21 protein-coding genes and 1 pseudogene are annotated in these 25,768 nt (G+C 51.1%); 9 read left to right on the top strand and 13 right to left on the bottom strand.

Annotated elements, in window-relative coordinates; all coding sequences use genetic code 11:
* Positions 1–169: 169 nt before the first annotated feature.
* The 4 genes from mepS to yeiP all read right to left on the bottom strand — a co-directional run bounded on the left by mepS (position 170) and on the right by yeiP (position 3,459).
* On the bottom strand, positions 170–751 hold the full coding sequence (gene mepS / locus A6301_RS17030; RefSeq protein WP_234258316.1) for a bifunctional murein DD-endopeptidase/murein LD-carboxypeptidase: 582 nt from the start codon (positions 749–751) through the stop codon (positions 170–172).
* A gap of 322 nt (positions 752–1,073) precedes the next feature.
* Positions 1,074–1,775 (bottom strand): phosphatase PAP2 family protein, encoded by a 702-nt coding sequence (locus tag A6301_RS17025; RefSeq protein WP_205542109.1) that lies wholly within the window; start codon positions 1,773–1,775, stop codon positions 1,074–1,076.
* A 38-nt stretch (positions 1,776–1,813) separates the two neighbouring features.
* The gene (locus tag A6301_RS17020) at positions 1,814–2,800 is read right to left on the bottom strand and encodes a GTP-binding protein (RefSeq protein WP_234258315.1); all 987 of its coding nucleotides are present in this window, start codon (positions 2,798–2,800) and stop codon (positions 1,814–1,816) included.
* An 86-nt stretch (positions 2,801–2,886) separates the two neighbouring features.
* Positions 2,887–3,459: an elongation factor P-like protein YeiP gene (gene yeiP / locus A6301_RS17015; RefSeq protein WP_234258314.1), complete on the bottom strand. Its 573-nt coding sequence runs from the start codon at positions 3,457–3,459 to the stop codon at positions 2,887–2,889.
* A gap of 358 nt (positions 3,460–3,817) precedes the next feature.
* Between yeiP and A6301_RS17010 the strand changes: the two genes are divergently transcribed.
* The gene (locus tag A6301_RS17010) at positions 3,818–4,072 is read left to right on the top strand and encodes a YkgJ family cysteine cluster protein (protein WP_107169814.1); all 255 of its coding nucleotides are present in this window, start codon (positions 3,818–3,820) and stop codon (positions 4,070–4,072) included.
* Positions 4,073–4,082: 10 nt separating this feature from the next.
* Here A6301_RS17010 and setB read toward each other — a convergent pair whose 3' ends face one another.
* Entirely contained in the window at positions 4,083–5,261 is a 1,179-nt protein-coding gene (setB, locus tag A6301_RS17005) for a sugar efflux transporter SetB (RefSeq protein ID WP_107169813.1), read from the bottom strand.
* Between the two features lie 334 nt (positions 5,262–5,595).
* On the opposite strand from setB, the gene fruB reads away from it, so the two are divergent.
* The 3 genes from fruB to fruA are packed head-to-tail and all read left to right on the top strand — an operon-like array spanning position 5,596 to position 9,374.
* The gene (fruB, locus tag A6301_RS17000; RefSeq protein ID WP_205542112.1) at positions 5,596–6,729 is read left to right on the top strand and encodes a fused PTS fructose transporter subunit IIA/HPr protein; all 1,134 of its coding nucleotides are present in this window, start codon (positions 5,596–5,598) and stop codon (positions 6,727–6,729) included.
* Positions 6,726–7,664: a 1-phosphofructokinase gene (gene fruK, locus A6301_RS16995; protein ID WP_014699594.1), complete on the top strand. Its 939-nt coding sequence runs from the start codon at positions 6,726–6,728 to the stop codon at positions 7,662–7,664. The genes fruB and fruK overlap by 4 nt, the downstream gene beginning before the upstream one ends.
* Before the next feature lie 18 nt (positions 7,665–7,682).
* Positions 7,683–9,374 carry a PTS fructose transporter subunit IIBC gene (gene fruA, locus A6301_RS16990; RefSeq protein WP_234258313.1) on the top strand — a complete coding sequence of 564 codons (1,692 nt, stop codon included), beginning with the start codon at positions 7,683–7,685 and terminating at the stop codon, positions 9,372–9,374.
* Positions 9,375–9,465: 91 nt separating this feature from the next.
* On the opposite strand, the gene nfo is transcribed toward fruA, so the two are convergent.
* Together nfo and A6301_RS16980 are read right to left on the bottom strand one after the other, a co-directional pair.
* The gene (nfo, locus tag A6301_RS16985; RefSeq protein ID WP_234258312.1) at positions 9,466–10,311 is read right to left on the bottom strand and encodes a deoxyribonuclease IV; all 846 of its coding nucleotides are present in this window, start codon (positions 10,309–10,311) and stop codon (positions 9,466–9,468) included.
* 204 nt (positions 10,312–10,515) lie between these two features.
* Entirely contained in the window at positions 10,516–11,589 is a 1,074-nt protein-coding gene (locus A6301_RS16980; RefSeq protein WP_234258311.1) for a YeiH family protein, read from the bottom strand.
* A 118-nt stretch (positions 11,590–11,707) separates the two neighbouring features.
* On the opposite strand from A6301_RS16980, the gene yieE reads away from it, so the two are divergent.
* From yieE to A6301_RS16960, 4 genes and pseudogenes are all read left to right on the top strand, one after another.
* A complete protein-coding gene (gene yieE / locus A6301_RS16975) occupies positions 11,708–12,580 on the top strand; it encodes a DNA-binding transcriptional regulator YeiE (RefSeq protein WP_107169808.1) in 873 nt (290 codons plus the stop codon).
* Positions 12,581–12,715: 135 nt separating this feature from the next.
* Positions 12,716–14,191: an amino acid permease gene (locus tag A6301_RS16970; protein WP_107169807.1), complete on the top strand. Its 1,476-nt coding sequence runs from the start codon at positions 12,716–12,718 to the stop codon at positions 14,189–14,191.
* Positions 14,192–14,503: 312 nt separating this feature from the next.
* Positions 14,504–16,616, top strand: a pseudogene (locus A6301_RS16965) (TonB-dependent receptor).
* Between the two features lie 425 nt (positions 16,617–17,041).
* The gene (locus tag A6301_RS16960; RefSeq protein WP_205542125.1) at positions 17,042–18,031 is read left to right on the top strand and encodes a 2-hydroxyacid dehydrogenase; all 990 of its coding nucleotides are present in this window, start codon (positions 17,042–17,044) and stop codon (positions 18,029–18,031) included.
* A 492-nt stretch (positions 18,032–18,523) separates the two neighbouring features.
* On the opposite strand, the gene A6301_RS16955 is transcribed toward A6301_RS16960, so the two are convergent.
* Together A6301_RS16955 and A6301_RS16950 are read right to left on the bottom strand one after the other, a co-directional pair.
* Entirely contained in the window at positions 18,524–19,444 is a 921-nt protein-coding gene (locus A6301_RS16955; protein ID WP_234258393.1) for an ABC transporter permease, read from the bottom strand.
* Positions 19,445–19,515: 71 nt separating this feature from the next.
* A complete protein-coding gene (locus A6301_RS16950; protein ID WP_234258310.1) occupies positions 19,516–21,027 on the bottom strand; it encodes a sugar ABC transporter ATP-binding protein in 1,512 nt (503 codons plus the stop codon).
* A 265-nt stretch (positions 21,028–21,292) separates the two neighbouring features.
* Here A6301_RS16950 and A6301_RS16945 point away from each other — a divergent pair, with 265 nt between their 5' ends.
* A complete protein-coding gene (locus A6301_RS16945; RefSeq protein ID WP_234258309.1) occupies positions 21,293–22,381 on the top strand; it encodes an oxidoreductase in 1,089 nt (362 codons plus the stop codon).
* Between the two features lie 66 nt (positions 22,382–22,447).
* Here A6301_RS16945 and A6301_RS16940 read toward each other — a convergent pair whose 3' ends face one another.
* The 4 genes from A6301_RS16940 to A6301_RS16925 form a co-directional block, all read right to left on the bottom strand.
* Positions 22,448–22,660, bottom strand: a complete 213-nt coding sequence (locus A6301_RS16940) for a KTSC domain-containing protein (RefSeq protein WP_107169801.1) — start codon at positions 22,658–22,660, stop codon at positions 22,448–22,450.
* A gap of 220 nt (positions 22,661–22,880) precedes the next feature.
* Positions 22,881–23,525 carry a glutathione S-transferase family protein gene (locus tag A6301_RS16935; protein ID WP_234258308.1) on the bottom strand — a complete coding sequence of 215 codons (645 nt, stop codon included), beginning with the start codon at positions 23,523–23,525 and terminating at the stop codon, positions 22,881–22,883.
* Between the two features lie 177 nt (positions 23,526–23,702).
* The gene (gene fghA / locus A6301_RS16930) at positions 23,703–24,548 is read right to left on the bottom strand and encodes an S-formylglutathione hydrolase (protein WP_304622725.1); all 846 of its coding nucleotides are present in this window, start codon (positions 24,546–24,548) and stop codon (positions 23,703–23,705) included.
* A gap of 39 nt (positions 24,549–24,587) precedes the next feature.
* Positions 24,588–25,709: an S-(hydroxymethyl)glutathione dehydrogenase/class III alcohol dehydrogenase gene (locus A6301_RS16925; RefSeq protein ID WP_165800656.1), complete on the bottom strand. Its 1,122-nt coding sequence runs from the start codon at positions 25,707–25,709 to the stop codon at positions 24,588–24,590.
* Between the last annotated feature and the right edge of the window lie 59 nt (positions 25,710–25,768).

Genomic DNA, 25,768 nt, shown 5'->3' with positions numbered 1-25,768 from the left:
GTTTCAGGTTGTTGAGTCAGTCATATTTTGTGCAGTATGCCGAAGGGGGCGGGGTGATATGCGAGGGGGTAGGGATAAAAAAACGCCGCTTAGATGCTAAGCGGCGTTAGTGTCGTCTCGTTTCGTTGGCTAATAACAGCACAATACCACAGCAAGGGACAGGTATTGTTTAGCTGGTTTTTCCTTTACTCAGAACACGGCGTCCTTCTTGATAACGCTTATTCCAGTAGTCTTCCGTCATTTTGGAGATGATGACGCCACTGCTGGTGGAGGCGTGGACGAACTGATCGTTACCGAGATAAATGCCAACGTGGCGTCCGGTTGAACCCGCACGGAACAGAACAAGATCGCCAACGCGCAGTTTGTTGCGCTGAATTTGCTGGCCCATCTCTTGTTGTTCATAAGTTGAACGCGGTAGATCCATACCAAACTGTTCGCGGAAAGTGCGCTGAACGAAAGCTGAGCAGTCAATGCCACGGCGACTATCACCACCTAAACGGTAACGAACACCTTTCCAACTGGCATATTGGTTAAGTAATTTGGACTTGACGTCCACGTTACGAACCAGTGCTTCAAATTCATCCTGAGAGGCTTGCAGTAAAAGACCATCTTTATCATTAACTGCATGCATATCAGTTTGAGCTTTATGGTTGTATGCACTATTACTTCCACATGCGGAGAGCATCATTGCTACCGCGACGGCAGGCACTGCCCGCCAGATATATCTCAGAATCGGTTGAGACTTGACCATTATTGTTATGTTCCCTTGCTGTCCTTAACGATAAAAATCGCTATGTAGTATCCCCATTTCTCAGGGGTATAAATGCCAAACGAAAACGAGACTCAGACTAAATCAGAGTTTCTTCTTAGCCAAACACTCATCAGCGAAAGTGTGCCAGAATGCACATTATTTCTCTTGCTGCGGGTAGTTCAGTGTGCGCTAAAAAGCAAACTTGAACGAGACTACCGCAACAGCAGGAGGATTGCGAGAAGTTTTAACTAATTTATTTATAAGATTTAATGATGTATTCAGCTAAAAAATGTCGATGTAAAAAATCTGAAATCATCTGAATTTATACTGTCGATTTTTTAGGTAATAGCCGGTTTAACAGGGCAATAGCCGCATCGCTTGCTGGTGTTAATAACCACCAGCTTAGGCCAACCAGAACAACCGAGAGCGAACCAACAGCAATATCGGTAAACCAATGTGCACCGATCATGATGCGAGGTAATGAAAAAACCACCATGATGGTCAGGCCGATAGCGAAAGCGGTGCGGGTAAAATAGCGCAGCATAAAGGCAGCAAAGATCATCAACATCATACCGTGGTCGCCGGGGAAACTGTCCGATGAAGCGTCTTTGGTCGGAATGCCCGTTAAGTCTGAAACGCGGTTGATGTCGCTAAAATAGAGCGTCGGGCTGGCATGTTGAACGGGGAGCAGATGTCCTGCCTGATTCAGTACCACGGCGGTTAACAGCATGATGAAGCCGATGATCAACAAACGGCGACGTTCAACGGGCGTGGCTTTCACATAAAACGATAAATACAGCAATCCCATCGCAATGAGTGCACAGCCATCAAAGGCGCGATTATTGGTAATAGCAACCAAATGTAAAAATGTCGGACTATCAACCAAAAGACGATTGAAATAGAAAAATATATGGCTGTCGAGCGTGAGCCAAAAACCATGGTTTTCTGGTAAATACCAGGATAAAAACAGACCAATGCCCAAAACATTGAGCACTAAAATAGAAGAAAGACGAGCAAATGACATAAGGCAAAACATCCAAACAAAGACGAAAAAACTCTAGTTTAGTCCACGTTAGCTAAACGAGCCTTTAACAGTGAGGCTTGTAACGTATTCCATTCTGCTGGTGTTTCATTGATGATTTCGATTCGGCTATCAATCGGTGCCGTCGATCGGGTTTCTATATGAAGGTCGTGTCCCTGACGGTTGACGACGAGCGTCCCTTCTTTTATACGCATTACCCCTTTAACCCGGCTCACGGGGGAAAGACGAACCCAGTCCAGCAGGGCGGCGGTGTCAAAAGCGGTTTCAGATTCGAATATCCAACCGCAGGCGTGATAACCCTGTCCCTGATTGAGAGAACGCCGCCAGGATTGACCCTCTGGTAGCTTCAGCGCGGCCAAACCATTTGTGGGCTTATGCGCATGGTGGTGGGTGCCATCAGGCAGTTCGCGCAAGTTGTGTCGCGCTTGATCGAGCTGCTGCCGGTCAACGTTTCCCTGGCTCACTTCGATAACGTGTCGACCATCGCCACTTGCCTGTTGCCACTGCTGTAATGCTGCCAGATCGTCGGCGGTATAAGTGTCACGCTTGTTAGCGATAATCATGTCAGCGGCAGCGAGCTGATCGCGAAAATTTTCATTTTCCGTGTAGCGCGTGTCGCTTAATTGACGCGCATCCAGCAGACACAGCGTAGCCTGCAACGTCAGCCAGGGCTGATAGGTATCACTCGTCAGCAAGGAGAGAATTTGTTTCGGATGACCAAGCCCGGTGGGTTCGATAAGCAGCCGATGAGGTTTTTTCTGTTGCAGCAGCATATTCAGGCCAACTTGCATCGGCAAACCATTTACGCAGCACATACAGCCACCGGGGATCTCTTTCAGAACCGCACCGCTATCTGCCAGTAGTGCACCGTCAATACCGACTTCGCCGAATTCATTGACCAGTACTGCCCACACTTCGTCTTCAGGCTTTTGCGACAGAAGATGACGAATCGTGGTGGTTTTTCCACTACCGAGAAACCCGGTGATCAAATTGACTTTCGTTAGCATGGCAGGCTCCTATGCGGGGGAGAGTTGACGTGTGCCGGATAGATCATCCGGCGACAAGTATTGTGCGGGAAGCACAAGGTAGAATGTTAGTCAGCGCGACCCATATAGCGACGTTCTGGAATGTGAATACGGATTTTTTCACCCGCGCTCAGGTATTCTGGAACAGGGATGACCAAGCCGGTACTCATGGTGGCGGGTTTGTTGCGTGAGCTGGCGGAGGCGCCTTTAATGCCTGGTGCCGTCTCGATGATTTCCAGATCTACCGTTTGTGGCAGTTCCAGTGCAATGATTTGACCATCCCAGCTCAATACCTGAATCCCCGGCATACCGCCGTCAGGGATAAACAGCAGTTCTTCTTCTATTTGATCTTTCTTGAAGAGGTAAGGAGTGTAGTCTTCATCATCCATAAAGACGTATTCATCACCGTCGATATAAGAGAAGGTCACCGTGCGGCGTGTCAGCGTGATGGTGTCGATAATATCATCGCCTTTAAAACGTTCTTCCACTTTCAAACCCGTGCGGACGTCAGAAAAACGCATTTTATACAATGTACTGGCACCGCGGGCGCTGGGGCTCTGGACGTCGATGTCCTTCACCAGCAATAACTTGTCGTTATAGTTAACGACCATACCGCGTTTGATTTCGTTCGCTCTTGCCATAAAAATTACCTGCTATAAGGAGTGTGATTTTTGTGGCGACACGTTACTCGCGCCGAAGAGTTCAGGCAAGTATATACTCGTCATCCTTCAAATTTCATGTACGTTGGCTACGTTCACTCACCCGAATCACTTACTTGTGTAAGCTCATCGGGATTAAATGAGAGACATCCTGTCTCTCACCGGAGGCCAGCCGTTGGCTGGTCAAATTCGTTCCCGACGAATTTGTCCCTCACTTGCCGCCTGCCTGAAATTCGAATTATTTAGAGTATAAGGAAAGAAGGGCTGATATTGGTTTTTTGCTATCGGACTGCTATTGTGGCGAGCTCTATCCCTTGTCAGCCCACCGGAGAGCTTGCTGATGGACTGTCGCCCCCATTGCGGTGCCTGTTGTACCGCGCCATCGATTTCAACACCCATGCCGGGGCTGCCGCAGGGCAAGCCAGCCAACACGCCCTGTATTCATCTTGATGAGGCGATGCGTTGCGGATTGTTTCATTCACCGCTGCGACCCGCGGTTTGCGCAGGGCTAAAACCGCGGGTAGATATGTGTTTCAGCCATCGCGATGAGGCCATGATTTACCTGCTCAGGCTGGAAGCCGATACCGCACCCTAACTTGTGGTGGTCAGACATCCTTGATGCGCCACATACAATAGATAGAGCCGACGATCATCAGCAGTGCGAAGAAGAACACGGCATGATAGCTCCAGATTTCAGCAACGATCCCGGCCAGCGAACCGGAGATGATCCAGCCAACGCGCGTGGTATTGGTAAACAGCGTCGTCGCCGCACCGGCCTGTCCAGGCATTAAATCCTGAAAATAGAGCATACCGATTCCGGCCAAAATACCGATGAAAACGGCGTTCAGCACCTGCAATGCCAGCAGCGCGATTTCACCATTCAGAAACAGTAGGCCGCCGAAGAACAGTAAACCTGAGGCGACGGCAAGCCGCATCAGGAATCGCTTTCCGAAGCGTTTGGCAACGTAGCCTGCAATCAGCATCACCGGAATTTCCAGACCAGCGGCAACGCCCATCATGATACCCGCCAGCTTTTCCGGTAGATGCAGTTCATGCACCAGATACAGTGGCATATTAATGAGGTAAATCCCGTTGCAGGTCCACATCAAGGTGCATGCAACGAACAACAAGAGCGTGTCGCGGCGGTTGCGACGCGGTGATTCCAGTGTGGAGGTGGTTTTTTCCACCGCTTTGGGCATGGAAGGCAAAAAGAATTTGACCAGAATACCGCACAAGACAAAGACAACGGCGGCAGTCAGATACATCGTCGTGAAGCCGAATCCGAGTGCCAGCGCAAAGGCGATAGGCGGGCCAACAACCCAGGCGAGCGAAATTTGGGCGCGAAGGATTGAGCTAAACATCGCTGCTTCACGACCGGTTTTATCCGCGTGCTCGCGCGCCAGCGCAAAAAGTTGCGGGTTTGCCGTCGATCCAAAACTGCTCAATAAGACGCCGATAAAGAGCAGAATAAAGTAGTTACGGTTCCACGCAAACAGCATGCAGGCCAGAGCCCCCAGTAGGCAGCAGACGAAGATCAGCGATTTGCGATCGCCTTGACGATCCGAGCGCGTTGCCAGTATTTGGCTGACGATAATGCCGATAACCGCACTACCGGTATAAAACATGCCAACAAGGAAAGGACGTGCCTGTACTTCACTGGAAAGAAAAAGGCTGAGCGTGGGAAGTTGCAGAGCTCCGGCCGTTCCAGTCAGAAAGGCGATAACCAAAAATGCTGACGATGTCAGGTCAAGCGGACGTCGTGTAGTGTTTGCAGGAGTGAACATAAATTGATAGCGCTTGGAAAATAGGCAGAGACTGTCGAGCGCGACAGTCTACTCGCGTTTATAATGAAACCGAAATCTTGTTTCATTATTTTTCTTCAGCACGGCTTCAGCCATTTAATGATTTTTGTTGGCAGGCAGCGCGCCATCCACGTTAAAATGTGCGTTATGTCAAAATTTTGTTACGTCAGCAGCGTAGAAAGCTTGCATAAATGTCGTAATAGAATGAGACTTTTGAAACGTTTCAGCGGAGTTTTTTTTGAAACGCCCTAATAATCGACACATTTTTTTCTCATAAAAGCTGAAACGATTCAACTTTCAGCAAGAGAGGAGAGCCATGTTCCAGTTGTCACAGCAAGATATTCATTTGGGTGCAGCGGCCAGTAACAAGCAGGAAGCTATCCAGCTTGTTGCTTCAGCACTGACTGATGCCGGGTGCGTTAACGCAGGGTATGTCGACGGCATGCTACAGCGTGAACAGCAAACATCGACCTATTTGGGAAGCGGCATTGCTATCCCGCACGGCACCACTGATACCCGCGATCTGGTATTGAAGACCGGGGTTCAAGTATTCCAGTTTCCTCAGGGTATTGCCTGGGGTGAAGATCAAACCGCCTATGTGGTGTTGGGTATTGCGGCTCGCTCTGATGAACATCTGGCGTTGCTGCGCCAATTGACTCACGTCCTGAGCGACGACCGCGTAGCGGCACGTCTGGCAAGCACCACATCAGCAGAAGAACTGCGTAGCCTGCTGATGGGTGAGCAGCAGTTGGCGGAGTTCCGCTTTGACACCTCGCTGATTGCGCTGGATGTGGCGACCGATAATCTGTTGACGCTTCAGGCGCTGAACGCCGGTCGCCTTCAGCAGGTTGGTGCCGCAGACGCCAGTTTTGTCAGCACTACCGTCAGCAATAAACCGCTGAATCTGGGACAAGGTGTGTGGTTCAGCGATAGCGCTGTCGGTAACCTCAGCAGCGCGGCTGCGGTGGCACGTCCGGCTGCGCCTTTCAGCGTTGACGGTGAAAACGTGGCTTTGTTGGTCACGGTTGCGGCGGCTGACGATCAGGCTTTTGCGCCTATTGATTACCTGAGCAACTTGCTGATTGCGCAAAAAGCGGAACGTCTGCTGACGGCTGATGCCCCGACGCTGCTGGCACTTTTGACCAGCGACGTACCGGAAGAAAGCGAAGTGCTGACGGCCGAATTTACCATTCGTAACGAACACGGTCTGCACGCTCGTCCGGGCACCATGCTGGTGAACGTGATCAAACAGTTCACCAGTGAGATTACGGTGACCAATCTGGATGGCACAGGCAAACCGGCAAATGGCCGCAGCCTGATGAAAGTGGTCGCGCTGGGCGTGAAGAAAGGTCACAAACTGCGTTTCACCGCCAGCGGTAGCGATGCGGAGCAAGCACTGGCCGCTATCGGCGACGCGATTACGTCCGGTTTGGGCGAGGGGGCAGCATGAGCAGGAGAGTAGCCACAATCACCCTGAATCCAGCTTACGATCTGGTTGGCTATTGCCCAGAAGTTGAGAAAGGCGAAGTCAATTTGGTTCAGACAGCGGGTCTGCACGCCGCAGGTAAAGGTATCAACGTTGCCAAGGTGCTGAAAGATCTCGGGATTGATGTCACGGTAGGTGGCTTTCTGGGTAAAGACAATCAGGATGGTTTTCAGCAATTGTTCAGCGAGCTGGGCATTGCCAACCGTTTCCAGGTTGTGCCAGGACGTACGCGTATTAATGTCAAATTAACCGAAAAAGATGGCGACGTAACCGACTTCAACTTTTCCGGTTTTGAAGTGACACAGCAAGACTGGCAGCGTTTCGTCAATGATTCGCTGAGCTGGCTGGGACAGTTCGACATGGTCGCGGTGAGCGGCAGTTTACCTGCTGGTGTCGATCCTGATGCCTTTACCGACTGGATGTCTCGCCTGCGCACGCAGTGTCCTTGCATTATTTTCGACAGCAGCCGTGAAGCGCTGGTGGCGGGACTGAAGGCCTCTCCTTGGTTGGTGAAACCAAACCGCCGGGAGCTGGAAATATGGGCTGGGCGTAAATTACCTACGCTGGCTGATGTGGTGGATGCCGCTCACGCGCTACGTGAACAGGGTATCGCGCACGTTGTGATCTCACTGGGCGCGGAAGGTGCACTGTGGGTGAATGCATCTGGCGCGTGGCGGGCCTTACCACCTGCCTGTGATGTGGTAAGTACGGTAGGGGCGGGCGACTCCATGGTTGGGGGGTTGATTTATGGCTTATTAATGCGTGAGTCCAGTGAGCACACTCTGCGTTTGGCTACGGCGGTTTCGGCTCTGGCCGTCAGCCAAAGTAATGTAGGTATTACCGATCGTCCTCAGTTGGCCGCGATGATGGCGCGTGTCGACCTGAAACCCTTTAACTGATACAGCAGGAGACAAACAATGAAAACGCTGCTGATTTTGGATAAATCACTGGGCCTGGCGAGAAGCCAACTGGTGAAGAACCTACTCGGCGCTGCCGCTGCGAAAGCAGGGGTGACGTTTACAGAACACGCTAACGACGCACAACTGGCGATCGTTCTGGGTGCATCCGCTGCGGCGGACAGTGCTCTGAATGGCAAGCAGGTTTATGTCGGTGATATCGAACTGGCTGTTTCGCAGCCGGAAGCCTTTTTAGCGAAAGCACAGGCTGAAGCCACGGTCTATCAGGCCGCTGCGTCAGCTCCTGTTCAGCAGCCCGAAGCTGCCAAGCGTATTGTGGCGATAACGGCGTGCCCGACGGGCGTTGCGCACACGTTTATGGCGGCAGAAGCGATTGAAAGCGAAGCCAAAAAACGCGGCTGGTGGGTTAAAGTGGAAACGCGCGGCTCTGTTGGCGCAGGTAACGCGATTACCCCAGAAGAAGTGGAGCAGGCCGATCTGGTGATTGTTGCCGCTGATATTGAAGTCGATCTGGCGAAGTTTGCTGGTAAGAAGATGTATCGCACCTCGACGGGGCTGGCACTGAAAAAGACGGCGCAAGAGTTAGACAAGGCGCAGGCTGAAGCCAAAGTGTATCAGCCATCCGGGCAAGCAAGCGCGGCAAGCGCGAGCGAGTCTGGTCAGAAAGGCGGGGCAGGCCCGTATCGTCACCTGTTGACCGGCGTGTCTTACATGCTGCCGATGGTGGTAGCGGGTGGTTTGTGTATCGCACTGTCGTTTGTCTTTGGTATTGAAGCGTTTAAACAGGAAGGTACGCTGGCAGCGGCGCTGATGAAGATCGGCGGCGGTTCTGCCTTTGCGCTGATGGTACCGGTGCTGGCGGGTTATATCGCTTTCTCCATTGCGGATCGTCCGGGGTTAACGCCGGGTCTGGTTGGCGGGATGTTGGCTGTCAGTACAGGTGCGGGCTTCCTTGGCGGGATTATTGCCGGTTTCCTGGCGGGTTATATTGCCAGAGCGATCAACAATAAACTGATTCTGCCGCAAAGTTTGACGGCGCTAAAACCGATCCTGATCATTCCGCTGTTTGCTACGTTGATCACCGGCCTTATCATGATTTACGTTGTTGGTACGCCAGTGGCGAAAATCCTGACTGGCCTGACAGGCTGGCTGCAATCCATGGGCACGGCGAATGCGGTGATTCTGGGTGCAATTCTGGGCGCGATGATGTGTACGGATATGGGCGGCCCGGTTAACAAAGTTGCTTATGTGTTCGGTACTACCTTGCTCAGTAGCCAGATTTACGCGCCGATGGCCGCCGTCATGGCTGCGGGTATGGTGCCACCGCTGGCGATGGGTCTGGCAACCGTACTGGCAAGCAAGAAATTTAACCCGACCGAGCGTGAAGGGGGCAAAGCGGCCTTTGTACTGGGCCTGTGCTTTATCTCCGAAGGGGCAATTCCTTACGCGGCGCGTGATCCAATGCGCGTTCTTCCTTGCTGCATCATCGGTGGGGCACTGACTGGTGCATTGTCAATGGCGGTTGGGGCTAAGTTAATGGCACCACACGGTGGTTTGTTCGTGCTGTTGATTCCTGGCGCGATTACCCCGGTTATCGGCTACCTGTTAGCGATCATTGCGGGTACTGTCGTCGCAGGCGTGCTGTACGCACTGCTGAAACGCTCTGATGAACAACTGGCGAAAGTTGCGTAAGTTTGAGCATCGTCGTGAATCAAAAGTAATGCCATAACACAAGGATGTGGATGAGATAGCGCCAGTTGGTATTCACCAACTGGCGCTTTTTTTAGCACTGGGCTTCAGACTTGAGCCAGGCGATTTCGTCGGCCCAGATATCGGGGTTGACCGTTTCCAGAATCATCGGGATACCATCAAAACGGGGATCTTTCATGATGTAGCTGAAGGCGGTTTTGCCGATATTGCCTTCTCCCAGGCTATGGTGTCGGTCAACCCGGCTGCCGAACGCGCTTTTCGCATCGTTCAAATGCATTCCGCGCAGATAGCGAAACCCAACAATACGGTCAAACTCAGCAAAGGTCGCTGCACAATCTGCCTCTGTCCGCAGATCGTAGCCGCCAGCGAAGGCGTGACAGGTATCGATACAGACGCCGACGCGGCTTTTATCTTCTACGCTATCGATGATGGCTGCCAGATGTTCAAAGCGAAAACCCAAATTGCTGCCTTGCCCGGCAGTATTCTCAATCACCGCGGTAACGCCGTCCGTTTCCGCCAGCGCGATATTAATGGACTCGGCAATACGTGCCAGACAGTCCGCTTCCTCAATCTGTTTCAGATGGCTACCGGGGTGAAAATTCAGCAGGCTTAGCCCAAGCTGTTGGCAGCGCGACATTTCATCAATAAACGCGATACGTGATTTCTCCAGCGCTTCGCTGTCCGGATGACCCAGATTAATCAGATAACTGTCGTGGGGCAGAATCTGTGCCGATGTATAGGCGTACTGTTCACACGCGGCTTTAAAACGGTCAATGACCTCTGTGCTGAGTGCCGCAGCCTGCCATTGGCGCTGATTCTTGGTAAATAAAGCGAAAGCCGTCGCCTTTATTTCATGTGCGCGAATCACGGCCTGATCGACACCACCTGCTGCGCTAACGTGCGCCCCGATGTATTTCATATTGGTCTCCTCTGATTACGGAGACATTATGGCATCGTCATGCATACCCGTCATACTTCAAGTTGCATGTGCGTTGGCTGCGCTCACTCACCCGAATCACTTACCTGAGTAAGCTCATCGGGATTCCCTCACTTGCCGCCTTCCTGAAACTCGAATTATTTAGGGTATAGGCTAATCAGATGTTAACAGGGAAATAATTTATCGTTAGCTGAATACATGCGCGAAGAACAGATTGATTCCCGCTCCACCGATCACCAGCCAGATAAACACGATGAGGGCCAGCAGCAGCGGTTTTACGCCCGCCTGACGGATGGCGCTAAATCGGGTTGTCAGGCCCAACGCAACCATCGCCATGGTTAGCAGCACATTATCGAGTTGAACTAAATGGGCGACGAGCGTTGGAGGAAGTAGTTGGAAAGAATTGAAACCAGCTACGGCGATAAACCCCAGCGCAAACCACGGGAACATCAGTGGCATGTTCTTTTCTACATCACTTTTTGGTGTCGCTTTCTTCAGGTACAACCCAAGAATGAGAAGGAAAGGGGCCAGCATCATCACGCGCAGCATCTTGCTGATGACAGCGATGCTTTCCGTTGCGCTATCGACGGCATGTCCTGCGGCAACGGCCTGAGCGACTTCATGTATCGTGGAACCAAAGTACAGCCCGACGATTTGCGGTGTGACCGCAATCCAGTGATGTTCGAGGTTGAGCCGATAGAGCCACGGATACAAAAACATGGCTGTCGTACCAAAAATTACCACGGTGGAAACCGCGACGGCAATCGCATTGCTGGACGCTTTGACTACTGGAGCTGTCGCCATGATCGCCGCCGCACCACAGATACTGCTGCCCGCACCGATGAGAATCACGGTTTCATTGTCGAGCTTCAGCCAGCGCTTTCCTATCCAACAGGCGAGCAAAAATGTCAGCGTGACCACGCTGAGATCGACTGCAATGCCCGTAAAGCCCACGGCAGCAACCTGCTGCAAGCTGAGACGAAAACCATAAAGTATGATACCCCAGCGCAGTAAATGCTGTTTGGCCCACTGCACGCCCGGATCGCACAGAGGATGACGCTGCGGATAAACGCTATTCCCCAGCACGATCCCGGTCAGGATGGCCAGTGTCAGCGAACCGGGTCCCCAGTGGGCGATTTTCGGAATATTTGCCAGCCAGAGAAGTGAAAAAGTTATTACACTGATTAACAGCAGGCCGGGGAATCGCCGTTTCGCGCCATCTGGCGGTGCTATCGTTGTTAATACCGTAGGAAGAGCCATGGATTTGCTGCCTATTCTGACCGTACCGAATTGAGAAGCCAGCTTATAATCCACAAGATTAAAAGAAAAATTGATTATATATTTATAACCTATAGATATTTCAGATAAAGAGCGCACTATGCATATCACGTTACGTCAGCTGGAAGTCTTTGCTGAAGTCCTGAAAAGTGGTTCAACAACGCAGGCCTCCGTTGTACTCGCCCTTTCTCAATCGGCGGTCAGCGCCGCTTTGGCGGATTTAGAAGGGCAATTGGGCGTTCAACTCTTCGACCGCGTAGGTAAACGACTCGTGGTTAATGAACACGGCCGTTTGCTTTATCCCAAGGCGCTGGCGTTACTTGAACAGTCAATCGAGATTGAACAGCTCTTCCGGCGTGATAATGGGGCGCTGCGTATTTATGCCAGCAGTACCATCGGGAACTATTTACTGCCTGCGATGATTGCCCGCTATCGCCATGATTACCCTGAAATTCCGCTTGAACTGCATGTCGGTAATACGAAAGATGTCATTACTCGCGTGTCTGAATTCAGTGTTGATTTAGGCTTGATTGAAGGACCTTGTCATCACCCTGATTTGATTACCCAACCCTGGCTGGAAGATGAGCTGGTGGTGTTTTGTTCTCCCGAACACCCACTCAGTCGGGGCGCGGTATCGTTAGCCGCGCTGGCGGATGCACATTGGATCTTGCGTGAACGCGGCTCGGGCACACGCGAAGTGCTTGATCATTTGCTGCTAACGCACCTGTCGCATTTTCATCTGGTGATGGAGTTAGGCAATTCCGAGGCGATTAAGCATGCGGTTCGCCACGGAATTGGCATCAGTTGCCTGTCGCGGCATGTGATTGCCGAGCAGTTGGCGGCAGGCTCGCTGGTAGAATTGAAGGTGCCATTGCCTAAGCTCACGCGTACCTTGTATCTGGTGCACCACCGGCAGAAACATCTTTCAAATGTGTTGCGACGTTTCCTGAGTTATTGCTGTGAAACGGTATAGCGGAGCTATTTTCTGCTGCTAATAATCGGGCGTGAGTTATTAACCTCTCTTATAACTCGACGATCTTAACTATTCAGAGCAAGGCTATTTGCTACAATCCCGCCTCGATTTTTAGCACGAGCATGCAGGATAACAATGGCTCAGCACGATATTCAACAAACTACACAGGGCGCACCGACCCTGCGCCGCGAACTAAAAGCGCGGCATTTAACGATGATCGCGATTGGCGGATCGATTGGAACCGGGTTATTTGTCGCTTCGGGTGCGACGGTTTCACAAGCGGGTCCGGGGGGCGCACTCCTGTCATATGCTCTGATTGGGCTGATGGTTTACTTCCTGATGACCAGTCTGGGCGAACTGGCGGCATTTATGCCGGTTTCTGGCTCGTTCTCTACCTACGGTTCCCGCTATGTTGAAGAAGGTTTCGGCTTCGCGTTGGGGTGGAACTACTGGTACAACTGGGCGGTGACCATTGCGGTCGATCTGGTTGCGGCACAGTTAGTGATGGGATACTGGTTCCCCGAGGTTTCGGGCTGGATCTGGAGCGCCTTGTTTCTCGCGCTGATGTTCCTGCTTAACTACATTTCTGTGAAAGGGTTTGGCGAAGCCGAGTATTGGTTCTCACTGATTAAAGTGACGACGGTCATTATTTTCATTGCCGTTGGCGTAATGATGATTACGGGTATCATGAGCGGTGCGGAAAATGCGGGATTCCACAACTGGCAAATCGGTGATGCGCCGTTTGCGGGAGGATTCTCCGCCATGATCGGTGTGGCGATGATTGTTGGCTTCTCTTTCCAGGGCACGGAACTGATTGGTGTCGCTGCGGGTGAATCTAAAGATCCGGGGAAAAATATACCGCGTGCGATTCGCCAGGTTTTCTGGCGCATCCTGCTGTTCTACATCTTTGCGATTCTGATTATCAGCTTAATCATTCCGTATACTGACCCGAACTTGCTGCGTAATGATGTAAAAGACATTACGGTCAGTCCGTTCACACTCGTGTTTGAGAATGCGGGACTGCTGTCTGCCGCTGCGGTGATGAATGCGGTTATCCTGACGGCGGTGCTGTCGGCGGGTAACTCCGGGATGTACGCCTCTACGCGTATGTTGTTTACACTGGCATCGGAAGGTAAAGCACCACGTATTTTCGCTAAGCTGTCGAAAGGCGGCGTGCCGCGCAATGCGCTGTATGCCACAACGGTGGTAGCGGCGCTGTGTTTTCTGTCTTCTTTGTATGGCAACCAAACGGTTTATCTGTGGCTGCTGAATACCTCCGGCATGACGGGATTTATTGCCTGGTTGGGGATCGCAATCAGCCATTATCGTTTCCGCCGTGGCTACGTGCTACAAGGGCATGACCTGAATCGCCTGCCTTATCAATCGCGTTTCTTCCCACTAGGGCCGATCTTCGCGTTTGTACTCTGTCTGATCATTACGTTGGGGCAGAATTATCAGGCGTTTCTGGAAGATAAAATCGACTGGTATGGTGTGACGGCGACGTACATCGGTATTCCGCTGTTCCTGCTGATTTGGCTCGGTTATAAGCTGTATCGTGGAACGGGCTTCATCAAGTATCAGGATATGACGTTCCCAGATCATAAAGATTAATCGGGGTAATGCGGTCAATGCGGGCCGCTTTTTACCTCGATCTCTCCTCACGCCACTGATGAAACTTTTATCAGTGGCGTTTTCTTTCTTCAAACTCATCTTTTTTTATCAAATATTTTGAATGTCTTTGTTGCTGCGTGCGCCATCCTGATTATTTTCTATTCTTTCAATTAAATGAGTTCTCACTGCGAAAATCGACATTTATAAACGGGAGTTAAACGAACTTAAAAACGCTAATAATTATCATTTACGTTTTTATGCATTCCTTTACACTATTTTTCGCAAAAAAATTCAATAAAATAACGAGGGATCATGAAAGGAAATTCTCTGATTAATCTCAAAAATGCAGTGGCTCTGGCACTAGCGGCAACCGCAGCAAACGCAGCGATGGCGGCAGATAACAATGATGTTCTGGTTGTCACCGCGAGCGGTTATGAGAAAAAATTGACGAATGCGCCAGCTTCCATCTCTGTCGTCAGCGAAGAAGAGCTCTCTCAAAAAAGTTATCACGATCTGGGAGAAGCGTTAAGCGGTGTAGAAGGCGTTGATGTACGTAGCGGAACGGGTAAAACCGGCGGCTTGGACATCAGTATCCGCGGTATGCCTAGTAGTTACACCCTGATCCTGATTGATGGTGTGCGTCAGAATGCCAGTGGGGATGCGACGCCGAATGGCTTTGACACAATGAATACGGCGGTGATGCCGCCATTGTCTGCCATTGAGCGTATTGAAGTGATTCGCGGGCCGATGTCGACGCTGTATGGTTCTGATGCGATTGGCGGTGTGGTCAACATTATCACCAAGAAAGACAGCAAGCAGTGGCGTGGCAGCGTTAACCTGTCGCATACGGTGCAAGAACACCGCAAGTGGGGTGACAGCTCCACGCTGGGGTTCTATACCTCCGGCCCGTTGGTGAATGACCAATTTAGTTTGGCATTGCGCGGTAATGTTGAGCATCGTCAAGCTTCTAGTGTGACCTCATTGAACAGCAATGGTGGTGATACTCGCATACCTTTCCCGACCAAGACTGATAACTACAATGTCGGTGGGAAGCTGAGCTTTAAAACCAGCGATGTGAATACCCTGTGGGTTGACGGTGATGTATCCCGCCAGACTTACGATAATAGCTATAGCCAATTAGGACCTATTGGGGTTACTGGCGGCGGAGTTGCGTTTTGAGCGTAATAAGCTGGCGATAGGGCATGATACCGATCTGTCATTTGGTCGCTGGAGCTCAAACCTGTCATATACCATGACCGAGAACAAGGGACGTCTGCTGACACCACGTGTGTTGATTCCTGCCAACGCAACCCTTTCAGGTCGCGACCGCGAACTGAAAAATACCAATACGATCTTTGATACAATGCTGGTGTCGCCAGTAGGGGACGATCATTTGTTAACTGTCGGTGGACAGTTCTGGGACGCACGCCTTAAAGATGGGATTGTGCTGGCAAACAGTGGCGAGACGTTCGAACAAAAAAGCTGGTCGCTGTATGCGGAAGATGATTGGCAGTTGCTTGAACCACTATCTCTGACGCTCGGTGCCCGCTATGAGAAACACGATAGCTTTGGTGGTCACCTGAGCCCACGTGCTTATCTGGTATGGAATGTTGCAGATGACTGGACGGTAAAAGGTGGCGTGAGTACCGGTTACAAAACCCCTTCTTTGGCGCAATTGCATAACGGCGTGAGCGGTATTGGCGGGAATGGAACAACGAGTACCATTGGTAACCCGAATCTTAAGCCAGAAGAGAGCACCAATTTTGAAACGGGTGTGTATTACGAGAACGCGGCTAATGTGAAGGCGAATATTACCGGATTCGTCAACCATTATAAAAATGCCATTGATTCGGTTGAGATCAGTAATAGCTCAATCGGGACATATCGCAACATTGGCAAGGCCAGAACTCAAGGTGTAGAACTGGCAACGTCCTTCCCGGTATTCGTGCCAGATGTCACCCTTGCGTTGAACTACACCTATACGCATAGCGAACAAATCGGTGGAAACAACCCAGGCGCGGCGTTGACCACGACCGCTAAGCATATGGCGAATGCTCGCTTAAACTGGCAGATCGATGAGCAGTGGAATAGCTGGTTGGCGGCAGAATACCGAGCGAATACGCCTCGTTTTACCAACAATTATGCGAATTTGAATGACGCTCAAAAGCTGGTATATGACGCGCGTGGCGCTGATCTGAAATCCTGGACGGTGGTGAATCTGGGTACGTCATATAAAGTCACGAAAGATGTTACGCTGAACGGTACAGTGAATAATCTGCTGGACAAGGATTTCTCTCAGGTACAGCGCTATACATCGGGCCGTAACACGTATTATGCCGGTGATTACTTTGGGAGCAGTTCCTTTACGACAGGCTATGTTATGCCAGGCCGTAACTACTGGATGTCAGTCAACGTAACCTTCTGATTGTCATCTTTCCCCGAAACGGATGTTCATCCGTTTCGGGGTGTTAACATGTTGTATCTCTAGACACCCTCATCCACATTTCTGCTTCATTTCTCTTACGCTAATTCTGCCCACTTTTCACTGCCCATTTATCTTTTCTATTTCGATTATGGTTTACCGACCTATTTTTTGTGATATTTCTGAATATCGCCGATAACAATGTCGATGCGCGAAATTCATTATATTAGGTATTGTTAATTGCTTTAATGCTGACTACGCTTCACGTTACGGAGTGATGGATTTTCGATGAGATAGGTGATGTAACGTTATTAATACGTTCGTTGTTCTGTGTCATACAGAGAATTTAATTCATTAGTTTTGTATGAGAATACCTGTCGTGATTACCGATTGCGGAGTTCTTGATATCTGAAATCGTTAATCAGTGTATGAATAGCAACCAGGGCACGATGATGTTAAAAATTACCTTTTTGGATAAAGGCTCACTGCCGGAAACCATTTTCCTAAAAAAGACAAGTTTTAGGCGTCCACAATGCCGCCATGAATGGATTGAATATAGCTATACCTCTCCTGAACAAGTTATCGCCCGAGCGAAAGATACTCACGTTATCATCACGAATAAAGCACTATTAACGCGGGATACCTTAGTTGCGTTACCTGCGCTGAAGCTGATTGCCGTGACGGCAACAGGAACCGACAATATCGATCTTGCTGCCGCCAAAGAGCTGGGTATTACGGTCAAAAATGTACCGGGCTATTCTACGCAAGCCGTGTCTGAACACGTGATTGCCATGATGTTCGCGCTGAAACATAGCCTTATGGCCTGGTATCGCGATCAACTGAGCGATCGCTGGGCCAGCCAGTCGCAATTTGCTTATTTTGATCATCCGGTCAAGGACATTGCGGGTTCCACGTTGGGCATCATTGGTGCAGGTACGATTGGGCAGGAAGTGGCTCGTCTGGCGCAGGCGCTGGGAATGAAGGTGATTTTTGCCGAACATAGAGGCGTCTCGCAGTGTCGAGCCGGGTATTTACCGTTTGAGGATGTCCTGCGTCTGGCGGATGTCATTTCACTCAACTGTCCGCTAAATGCGAGCACGCAGCATCTGATCAATTCGGAGACGCTTGCGCTGTGTAAGCCAACTGCGTTTATTATTAATACCGCCAGAGGTGGGCTGATTGATGAGAACGCATTAGCTGCTGCATTGCTCGAGCGCAGCATTGCCGGTGCCGCGTTGGACTGCCTGACACAAGAGCCGCCGGAAAAAGATAATCCCCTGATGGTGGCGGCCAAAACCCTGCCTAATCTTCTGATTACACCACATATTTCCTGGACGTCAGCCTCATCGCTGCAACTGTTGATGGAAAAGACGATTGAAAATATAGATGAGTATGTTCAGCAGAATGGGTACAAATAAGCGATAACTTGATTCAGCCGGGTATGAGGGAATATTGCCCGGCAGCGGGAATATGATATTCATCAACTTTAACTGTTTATCAAAATTTAATGTTTCATAGAGTGTCTCATTCGCGCTATACCCATAAAGAATGAAACTGTTACGTACAGGACGTAAAGTAAAACGTTATTATTCTCGTTCCACTGCAAGTGAGCTGCTCATTGGCGGCGTTCACTACCCGAATCACTTACTTACCTCGGTGGTTCGGGATTAAATGAAAAAGACTCAATCGCCTATCTCCGCTTTTCATCTTCCTTAAAATAGAATTATTCAGGCTATTTCTGTGATTATTCTTATTTTTAATGGGGATAGTTAATTATTAATAATAATGACCGTACATAACGTAATAGCATGAGTACGGTGATATGTTCTGTGGAAAAACTGAGTAGATCAAGGGCGGAGTGGATTGTGCATCCGCCCACATTCGGGTGAAAGGGGCGGATGCGAGCAGTATCAGCGTTTCTGGATATACGTCATTGCCAGAGCAAGCGCCAGAACCAGACCTTTGATGATATCCATGGCGTAATAAGGAACGGAGAGCATCACCAGTCCATTCTGTAAGACGCCAAGGATGACGGCTCCGAGTAGCGTACCCAGCGCATTCGGTTTGCCGGAACCGGCTAGCGAGAACCCGATGTAGGCTGCGGCAACCGCATCCATTAAATAGCCGCCGCCAGCATTGACCTGTGAAGAGCCGATGCGTGATGCGAGTAGAATACCGCCCAGCGCCGCGAGTAGTGAGGAGAACACATATGCCTGTGCTCGATAACGCGCAGTACGAATGCCCGCTAGTCGAGCGGCTTCCGGGTTGCCGCCAATCGCGTACATCCTGCGACCGTGCTTGGTAAGGGACAGATAGAGCTGCACCAGCACCGTCACTGCCAGCATGATGACAACAATGACTGGCACTTGGCCCAGTGTGGCAAAGAATTCGGGAATGATGCCTTCCGCCATTTCGCCGCTGGGCAACACCATGTTCTGCGTGATGGAGCCGCCATAACTATATGTCATCGCCACGCCTTGAATGACGAACAGGCTGGCGAGTGTCGCTAGCATATCGGGAATTTTTAGCACAACGATGAGAAAGGCGTTGAATAGCCCGACCAGCGTACATAGCAGGAGCGTCAGAATAATCGCGCCAGTGGTGCCGAATCCATGCCAGACAAAGAGTGAAATAACCAGTGCATTGGCCAGTGACGCTGTCGACCCCACGGAAAGATCGAATCCACCTACGGAGAGCGAGATAGAGACGCCAATCGCAATCACCGTAACAATGGCGATAGAACGCAGAATATTGATGATGTTATACGGATCGAGAAAGTTGTCCGATGCCAGCCCGAAGAGGGCAATCAACGCGACAACCGTGATCAGCATGCCCCACTTATAGAGAAACTCGAAAACGTGGTGACGGAAGGGGAGCGCCCCGTTAGATGAAAGTGGGTGACTCACGCGGGAGTTCCTCCAGTTGAATATAAAAGTAGAGTTTCTTCGTCAATGTCAGCAGCGTTCAACTCTGCGACAATTCTGCCATCCCATAGTACGCAGATGCGATCGCAGAGTCCGACAAGTTCGGAGAACTCGCCTGACGCATAAATAATGCCTTTGCCCTGACGGGCGAGGTTGTCAATCAGCGTGAACAGATCCTGTTTGGCCTTGATATCCACGCCTTTGGTGGGTTCATCAAAAATCAGAACCTGTGCTTCGCTCCGTAGCCATTTGCCGATGGCCACTTTTTGCTGGTTGCCACCCGATAGACGCGCCAGCTTTTGCGCCGGGCCTGTGGTGCGAACGGCAAGCTGTTCAACGATCTGTTTCGCCCAGCGCAACGCTTTGCCTCGGCTGAATAGACCCCAGCGAGAAAAGCTGTCGGTGGCGGTGATGCTGATATTCATGGTGACGGATTCGTCAATAAAAATGCCTTCTTTACGCCGTTCTTCCGGAACCAGCGCCAGACCTTGCTCGACGGACTGATGGGGAGAATGCGGCTTCCAGGGTTTACCGCGATATTCTCCCTGTACGATCTGGCAGGGTTCTGCGCCGAACAGCGCTTTACACAACTCGGTTTTACCCGCACCCGCCAGCCCGGCAATCCCCAGAATTTCCCCTTTGCGCAGCGTGAGTGAAATATTGTGCAGCCGTGTTTCGTCGTGCAAACCGGTGACCTGAAGCAGCGCGTCGCCTGAAGGTGTGGCGCGGCGCGGTGGGAAGATATCGTCAAGTCGATGCCCCAGCATTCTTTCTACAATTTCCTCACCGCTCAGCCCCTGCATCGTGCCGCTGCTGACAAACTCACCGTCCCGCAGAACGGTCAACGTATCGCAGATTTCACTCAACTCATGGATACGGTGGGAAATAAACACGATACCCATTCCCTCTGCCTGTAACCGGCGAACCACCTGAAAGAGGCGCGCGCTTTCAGCCTGATCCAATGGGGCGGTGGGTTCATCTAAAATCAGGAAGCGGCATTCGTGGGATAACGCACGGGCGAGCAGGATTTGCTGTTTTTCAGCCAGCGAGCAGGCATCCAGCCGTTGACGCACATTAAGGTGAACGCCAAGCTGATCGAGCAGCGCCTGTGCCTGACGGTATATCTGCGACCAGCTCAGCAGATGCCCGTCCTGCGCTAGCGTATCCAGCATAATGTTTTCCGCTACGGACAGCGTGGGAACCAGCGCGACATCGACTTCTTGCTGCACCAGATGAATACCGTACCGCTTGGCATCACGTGGCGAATGGACATCGACGGGTTTGCCGTTAATCAGAATATCGCCTTGATAGTGATTGTAAGCACCCGACAAAATCGTCATGAGCGTGGATTTACCCGCACCATTTGCACCAGTCAGGGCATGAATCGACCCCCCTTCCAGAGTGAAATTAACCTGTTTGAGGGCGTGGAAACCAGAAAAGGAGATGGAAATGTTGCGCATTTCCAGCCGGCTTTGGGGGGTAGGCATCATGGTCGGTAACGCTCTTGGCGATCAAGGTCATGAAATAACGGAAAAGAAAGGTAGCATATATCCCGGAGAATTTAATACAGCTTCATGTCTTTGAAAGACGTTGGCTATGAACGAAAAGGCATAAATTAAGCAAAAAAGTTCTTAATCTGCCTTAATTAAGTGAATAAGATGGCGTTATCAACAGGGTAGCGCAGAAGATTCATCTGCCAGACAAACATAAAATAGAGCCGTGCTCAAAAGAGAGCGCGGCGAGGAATAGTCAAACATGCACACAACAACCGTTCGCGTTCAGGTGGGGCCCGCCAACTACTTCTCTTTCTCTGGCGCGATCGATAAATTGCTGGAGTTTTATCCGCCAGAGGTATTGAAAAACGCACTGTGGATCTACGGTGAGCGGGCTATCGCCGCGGCGCGACCTTATTTACCCGCTGAGTTCGATGCGCCTTCGGCCCGACGCGTTCAGTTTGGTGCGCATTGCAGCGAGGGGGAAGTGGCAAAACTGGTCGCACAGGCAGGCGAGGCATGTCAGGTCGTCATTGGCGTCGGCGGCGGGGCGGTGCTGGATACCGCGAAGGTTGCTGCGCGCCATATCGGCGTACCGCTGGTGGCGATTCCTACCATTGCGGCAACCTGTGCGGCCTGGACGCCGCTGTCCGTTTGGTATAATGATGCCGGGCAGGCATTACGCTTTGAAATTTTCACCGATGCCAACCATCTGGTGCTGGTTGAACCGCGGATTATGCTAGCCGCTCCGGTAGAGTATCTTCTGGCTGGGGTCGGAGATACGCTGGCGAAGTGGTATGAGGCTGTCGTTCTCAGCCCCCAGCCTGAAACGCTACCGCTTTCTGTCCGTCTTGGTTTACAGACTGCGCTGGATATTCGCAATGTATTGTTGCAACAAAGTGCAGCGGCATTAGAAGCCGTCAAGCGTGGCGAGTTGACGCAGGATTTTCTGGATGTGGTGGATGCGATCATTGCCGGGGGCGGGATGGTTGGCGGATTGGGTGAGCGATATACCCGCGTAGCGGCGGCGCATGCGGTTCATAACGGCCTGACAGTGTTGCCGCAAACTGAACGTTTCCTGCATGGTACCAAAGTAGCCTATGGCATTCTGGTGCAGACTGCCTTGTTGGGCGATAGCGAAACGTTGCGCCAGTTGAAGGCGGCATTCCACGTTTTTGGTTTGCCGACATCGCTGGCTGAACTGGATGTAGATATTCACGACCGCGCTGCGCTTCAGGCCGTGATTGCCCGTACTTTGCAAACGGGGGAGTCTATCCACTATCTGCCATTGACGCTAAATGAAGAGGTCTTGCTGGCGGCGTTTACTACCGTTGATGCTACCGAAGCATAACCTAATGGGAAGAGAAGAGGCGGAGAGTCATCTCCGCTCTTAAAGACTATTCTGTATCTTTAAAAACTACTGTGTTTTCTCGTAGGCGAATGAATTTTTGATATAGCTGACGTAGTAGCGGTACTTCGTTTTGCTTGCCATTAACTCTTCATAAATCATGCGTGCTACGCCGCTGTAGAGATAGATGCTCCCATTGAGTAATTCGACTTCTAACTGACTTTTTTCTGCATCGTATCCGACTGAAAACAACTCTGTTGATGAAACTCGTTTTCTCTGCAAAATTAATCACTCCCAACGTATCAATACCGCGTCCTGACGATATACCATCTTTAGAACTTTATAACCACATTGTGTTATAGCTTGGAATATATCGGGGTTAAACAGCAGCATATCGTTATTAGATCATCAATAATCAGTAAACGCTCACAGAATTCTTGCTTCGCCGCTCATCGCGCGGTTTGTCATTCATCGCCAGTGAGACGATGTCTCGATCGCATCGTTAATCTTGAGCGAGTGCCTGCTGAAAACTTGGCTGGTTTTCTATTCGCTCAATGTACTGCTTGATATGTGGGTAACGGCTGAAATCCAAACGCGTCTTCGCCAAAACCAGCGGTACTGCCATTTGTATATCAGCACCGCTGAACGACTCACCGGCAAACCAGTCTTGTTTACTCAAATGTTGTTCGATGAACTGAAGTTGCGTGGTGAGACGTGGAACAATAAAGGCCTGCTCAATACTTTGTACAATTTTGCGTGCTATGGGCCGAATGAAGAACGGCATCGGTGCGGACTCTGTCTTCGCCAACACCAAACGCATCACCAGCAGTGGCATAAGCGAACCTTCAGCAAAATGCAGCCAGAAGTGATAATCCAGCAACGCTTGCCCGCTCTGTGGACGGAGCTTACCGTTGCCGTAAGTCTCAATCAGGTATTCCACAATGGCTCCAGATTCGGCAACCGTCAGTTCGCCATCGGTAATCACTGGCGATTTCCCTAGCGGGTGAACCTGTTTGAGAGCGGCCGGAGCGCTAAACGTTTTTGGGTCGCGCGTGTAGCGAACAATTTCATAGTCAACACCCAGCTCTTCTAGCAGCCAGGTGACACGAGTCGAACGGGATTTTTCGAGGTGATGAACGCGTATCATCCATTTCTCCTTTTTGTTTATCTTGGTTCCGTCATTCAGCACGGGGCAGGTGTGTGATCGTATTTTTTTGCGATTGCGTTCTAACAGAGAAGAGAAACCGCGCTCAGAGTGTACCTGAGCGCGGTTCTCAACGAGATAAGCATAGCACCATTATTCGCACAGCTATCGTGCGAACAACTATTCTTCAAACAGATACTGAGCGTGGAAGCGCAGGTGATCTTCGATGAAACTGGCGATGAAGAAATAGCTGTGATCATAGCCGGACTGTGTCCGCAGCGTGAGCGGCCATGCGTACTGGTTTGCCAATTCTTCCAGTTTCGCTGGTTGTAATTGGTCGGGCAGGAACTGATCGCAATCGCCCTGATCGACCAGTATTGGCAGCGTCTTCTGGCTATTTGCCAGCAAATGACAGCTGTCATACTGCAACCACTGCGTTTCATCCTCGCCGAGGTATGCGGTAAGCGCCTTGCGCCCCCAGGGAACCTGGCTTGGGTTAACGATCGGCGCGAACGCCGATGCCGAGCAAAATTGCTCAGGGTTGCGCAACGCCAGCATCAGTGCGCCGTGCCCGCCCATCGAATGTCCACTGATGGACTGGCGATTATTGACGTTAAAATGTTGCTGAACCAGCGCTGGCAATTCCGTACTGATGTAGTCATACATCCGATAATGGGCCGCCCAAGGTGCTTGCGTGGCATTCACATAGAATCCCGCACCTTGACCCAGATCGTACCCAGCATCGTCTGCTACGCCATCGCCGCGCGGGCTGGTGTCCGGCATCACCAGCACCAGACCCAGTTCGGCGGCAACGCGCTGCGCGCCAGCTTTCGTCGTAAAGTTCTCGTCGTTGCAGGTTAACCCAGACAGCCAGTAAAGTACGGGCGGCGGGGTGTCATCCTGTGTCGGTGGCAGATAAATGCTGAACGTCATTGCGGTGTTCAGCGTCTCTGACACATGGCGGTAGCGCTGTTGCCAGCCGCCAAACATACGGTGTTCTTCCAGCAGTTCCAGTGATGCGTTCATCGCTGTACAGCCTCCTTTTTATTCCTGACAGTGGCGCGATTAATCGAAATGAATCACGGTGCGAATCGATTTGCCTTCATGCATTAAATCGAATGCGGTGTTGATGTCGTCCAGCCCCATGGTGTGGGTGATGAAGTCATTCAGCGGGAATTCGCCTTTCAGGTAACGATCGACAATGCCCGGCAGTTGGCTGCGTCCTTTCACCCCACCAAAAGCAGAACCGCGCCATACACGACCCGTTACCAGTTGGAATGGACGGGTTGCGATCTCTTCGCCTGCGCCAGCGACACCGATGATGATGGATTCACCCCAGCCTTTATGACAGCACTCTAACGCGGAACGCATGACGTTAACGTTACCAATACATTCGAAGGAGAAGTCCACGCCGCCATCAGTCAGCTCAACAATGACATCCTGAATGGGCTTATCGTAATCTTTCGGGTTGATCAGGTCGGTAGCACCCAGTTTGCGTGCCAGATCGAATTTGCTGGTGTTGAGATCGATACCGATGATGCGTCCGGCACCCGCCATTTGCGCGCCGATAATGGCTGACAAACCAATGCCGCCGAGACCGAAAATCGCAACCGTATCGCCAGGTTTAACTTTGGCGGTATTCAGCACGGCACCCATACCGGTGGTTACGCCGCAGCCCAGTAGGCAAACTTCTTCCAACGGGGCTTCTTTATTCACTTTCGCCAGTGAAATTTCAGGCACGACGGTGTGCTCTGCGAAGGTGGAGGTTCCCATGTAGTGGAAGATCGGTTGGCCATTTTTGGAAAAACGCGTGGTGCCGTCTGGCATCAGGCCTTTACCCTGCGTAGAGCGGATAGCCTGACACAGGTTGGTTTTCCCTGAACGACAGAATTTACATTCGCCACATTCCGGGGTGTAAAGCGGAATAACGTGATCGCCAACGGCAACGCTGGTTACACCTTCACCAATGGCTTCTACAATCCCGCCGCCTTCATGGCCCAGGATGGCCGGGAATACGCCTTCAGGATCTTTGCCGGATAGCGTATAGGCATCAGTGTGGCATACGCCGGTTGCAACGATGCGCACCAACACTTCACCTTTCTGCGGCGGCATCAGATCCACTTCTTCAACCGACAGTGGTTGGTTTGGCCCCCAGGCGATGGCAGCGCGGGTTTTAATCATTTGCATGGTGATGACTCCTAATAGCATACGGTTATGGGTTGTAAGTTGCATGAGAGGACGCATGG

It is taken from the genome of Pectobacterium sp. IFB5596, from assembly GCF_021432585.1.
Lineage (GTDB): Bacteria > Pseudomonadota > Gammaproteobacteria > Enterobacterales > Enterobacteriaceae > Pectobacterium > Pectobacterium punjabense.
The sequence above is the reverse complement of the archived record's forward strand: the minus strand, read 5'-3'. Positions and strand labels throughout refer to the sequence as shown.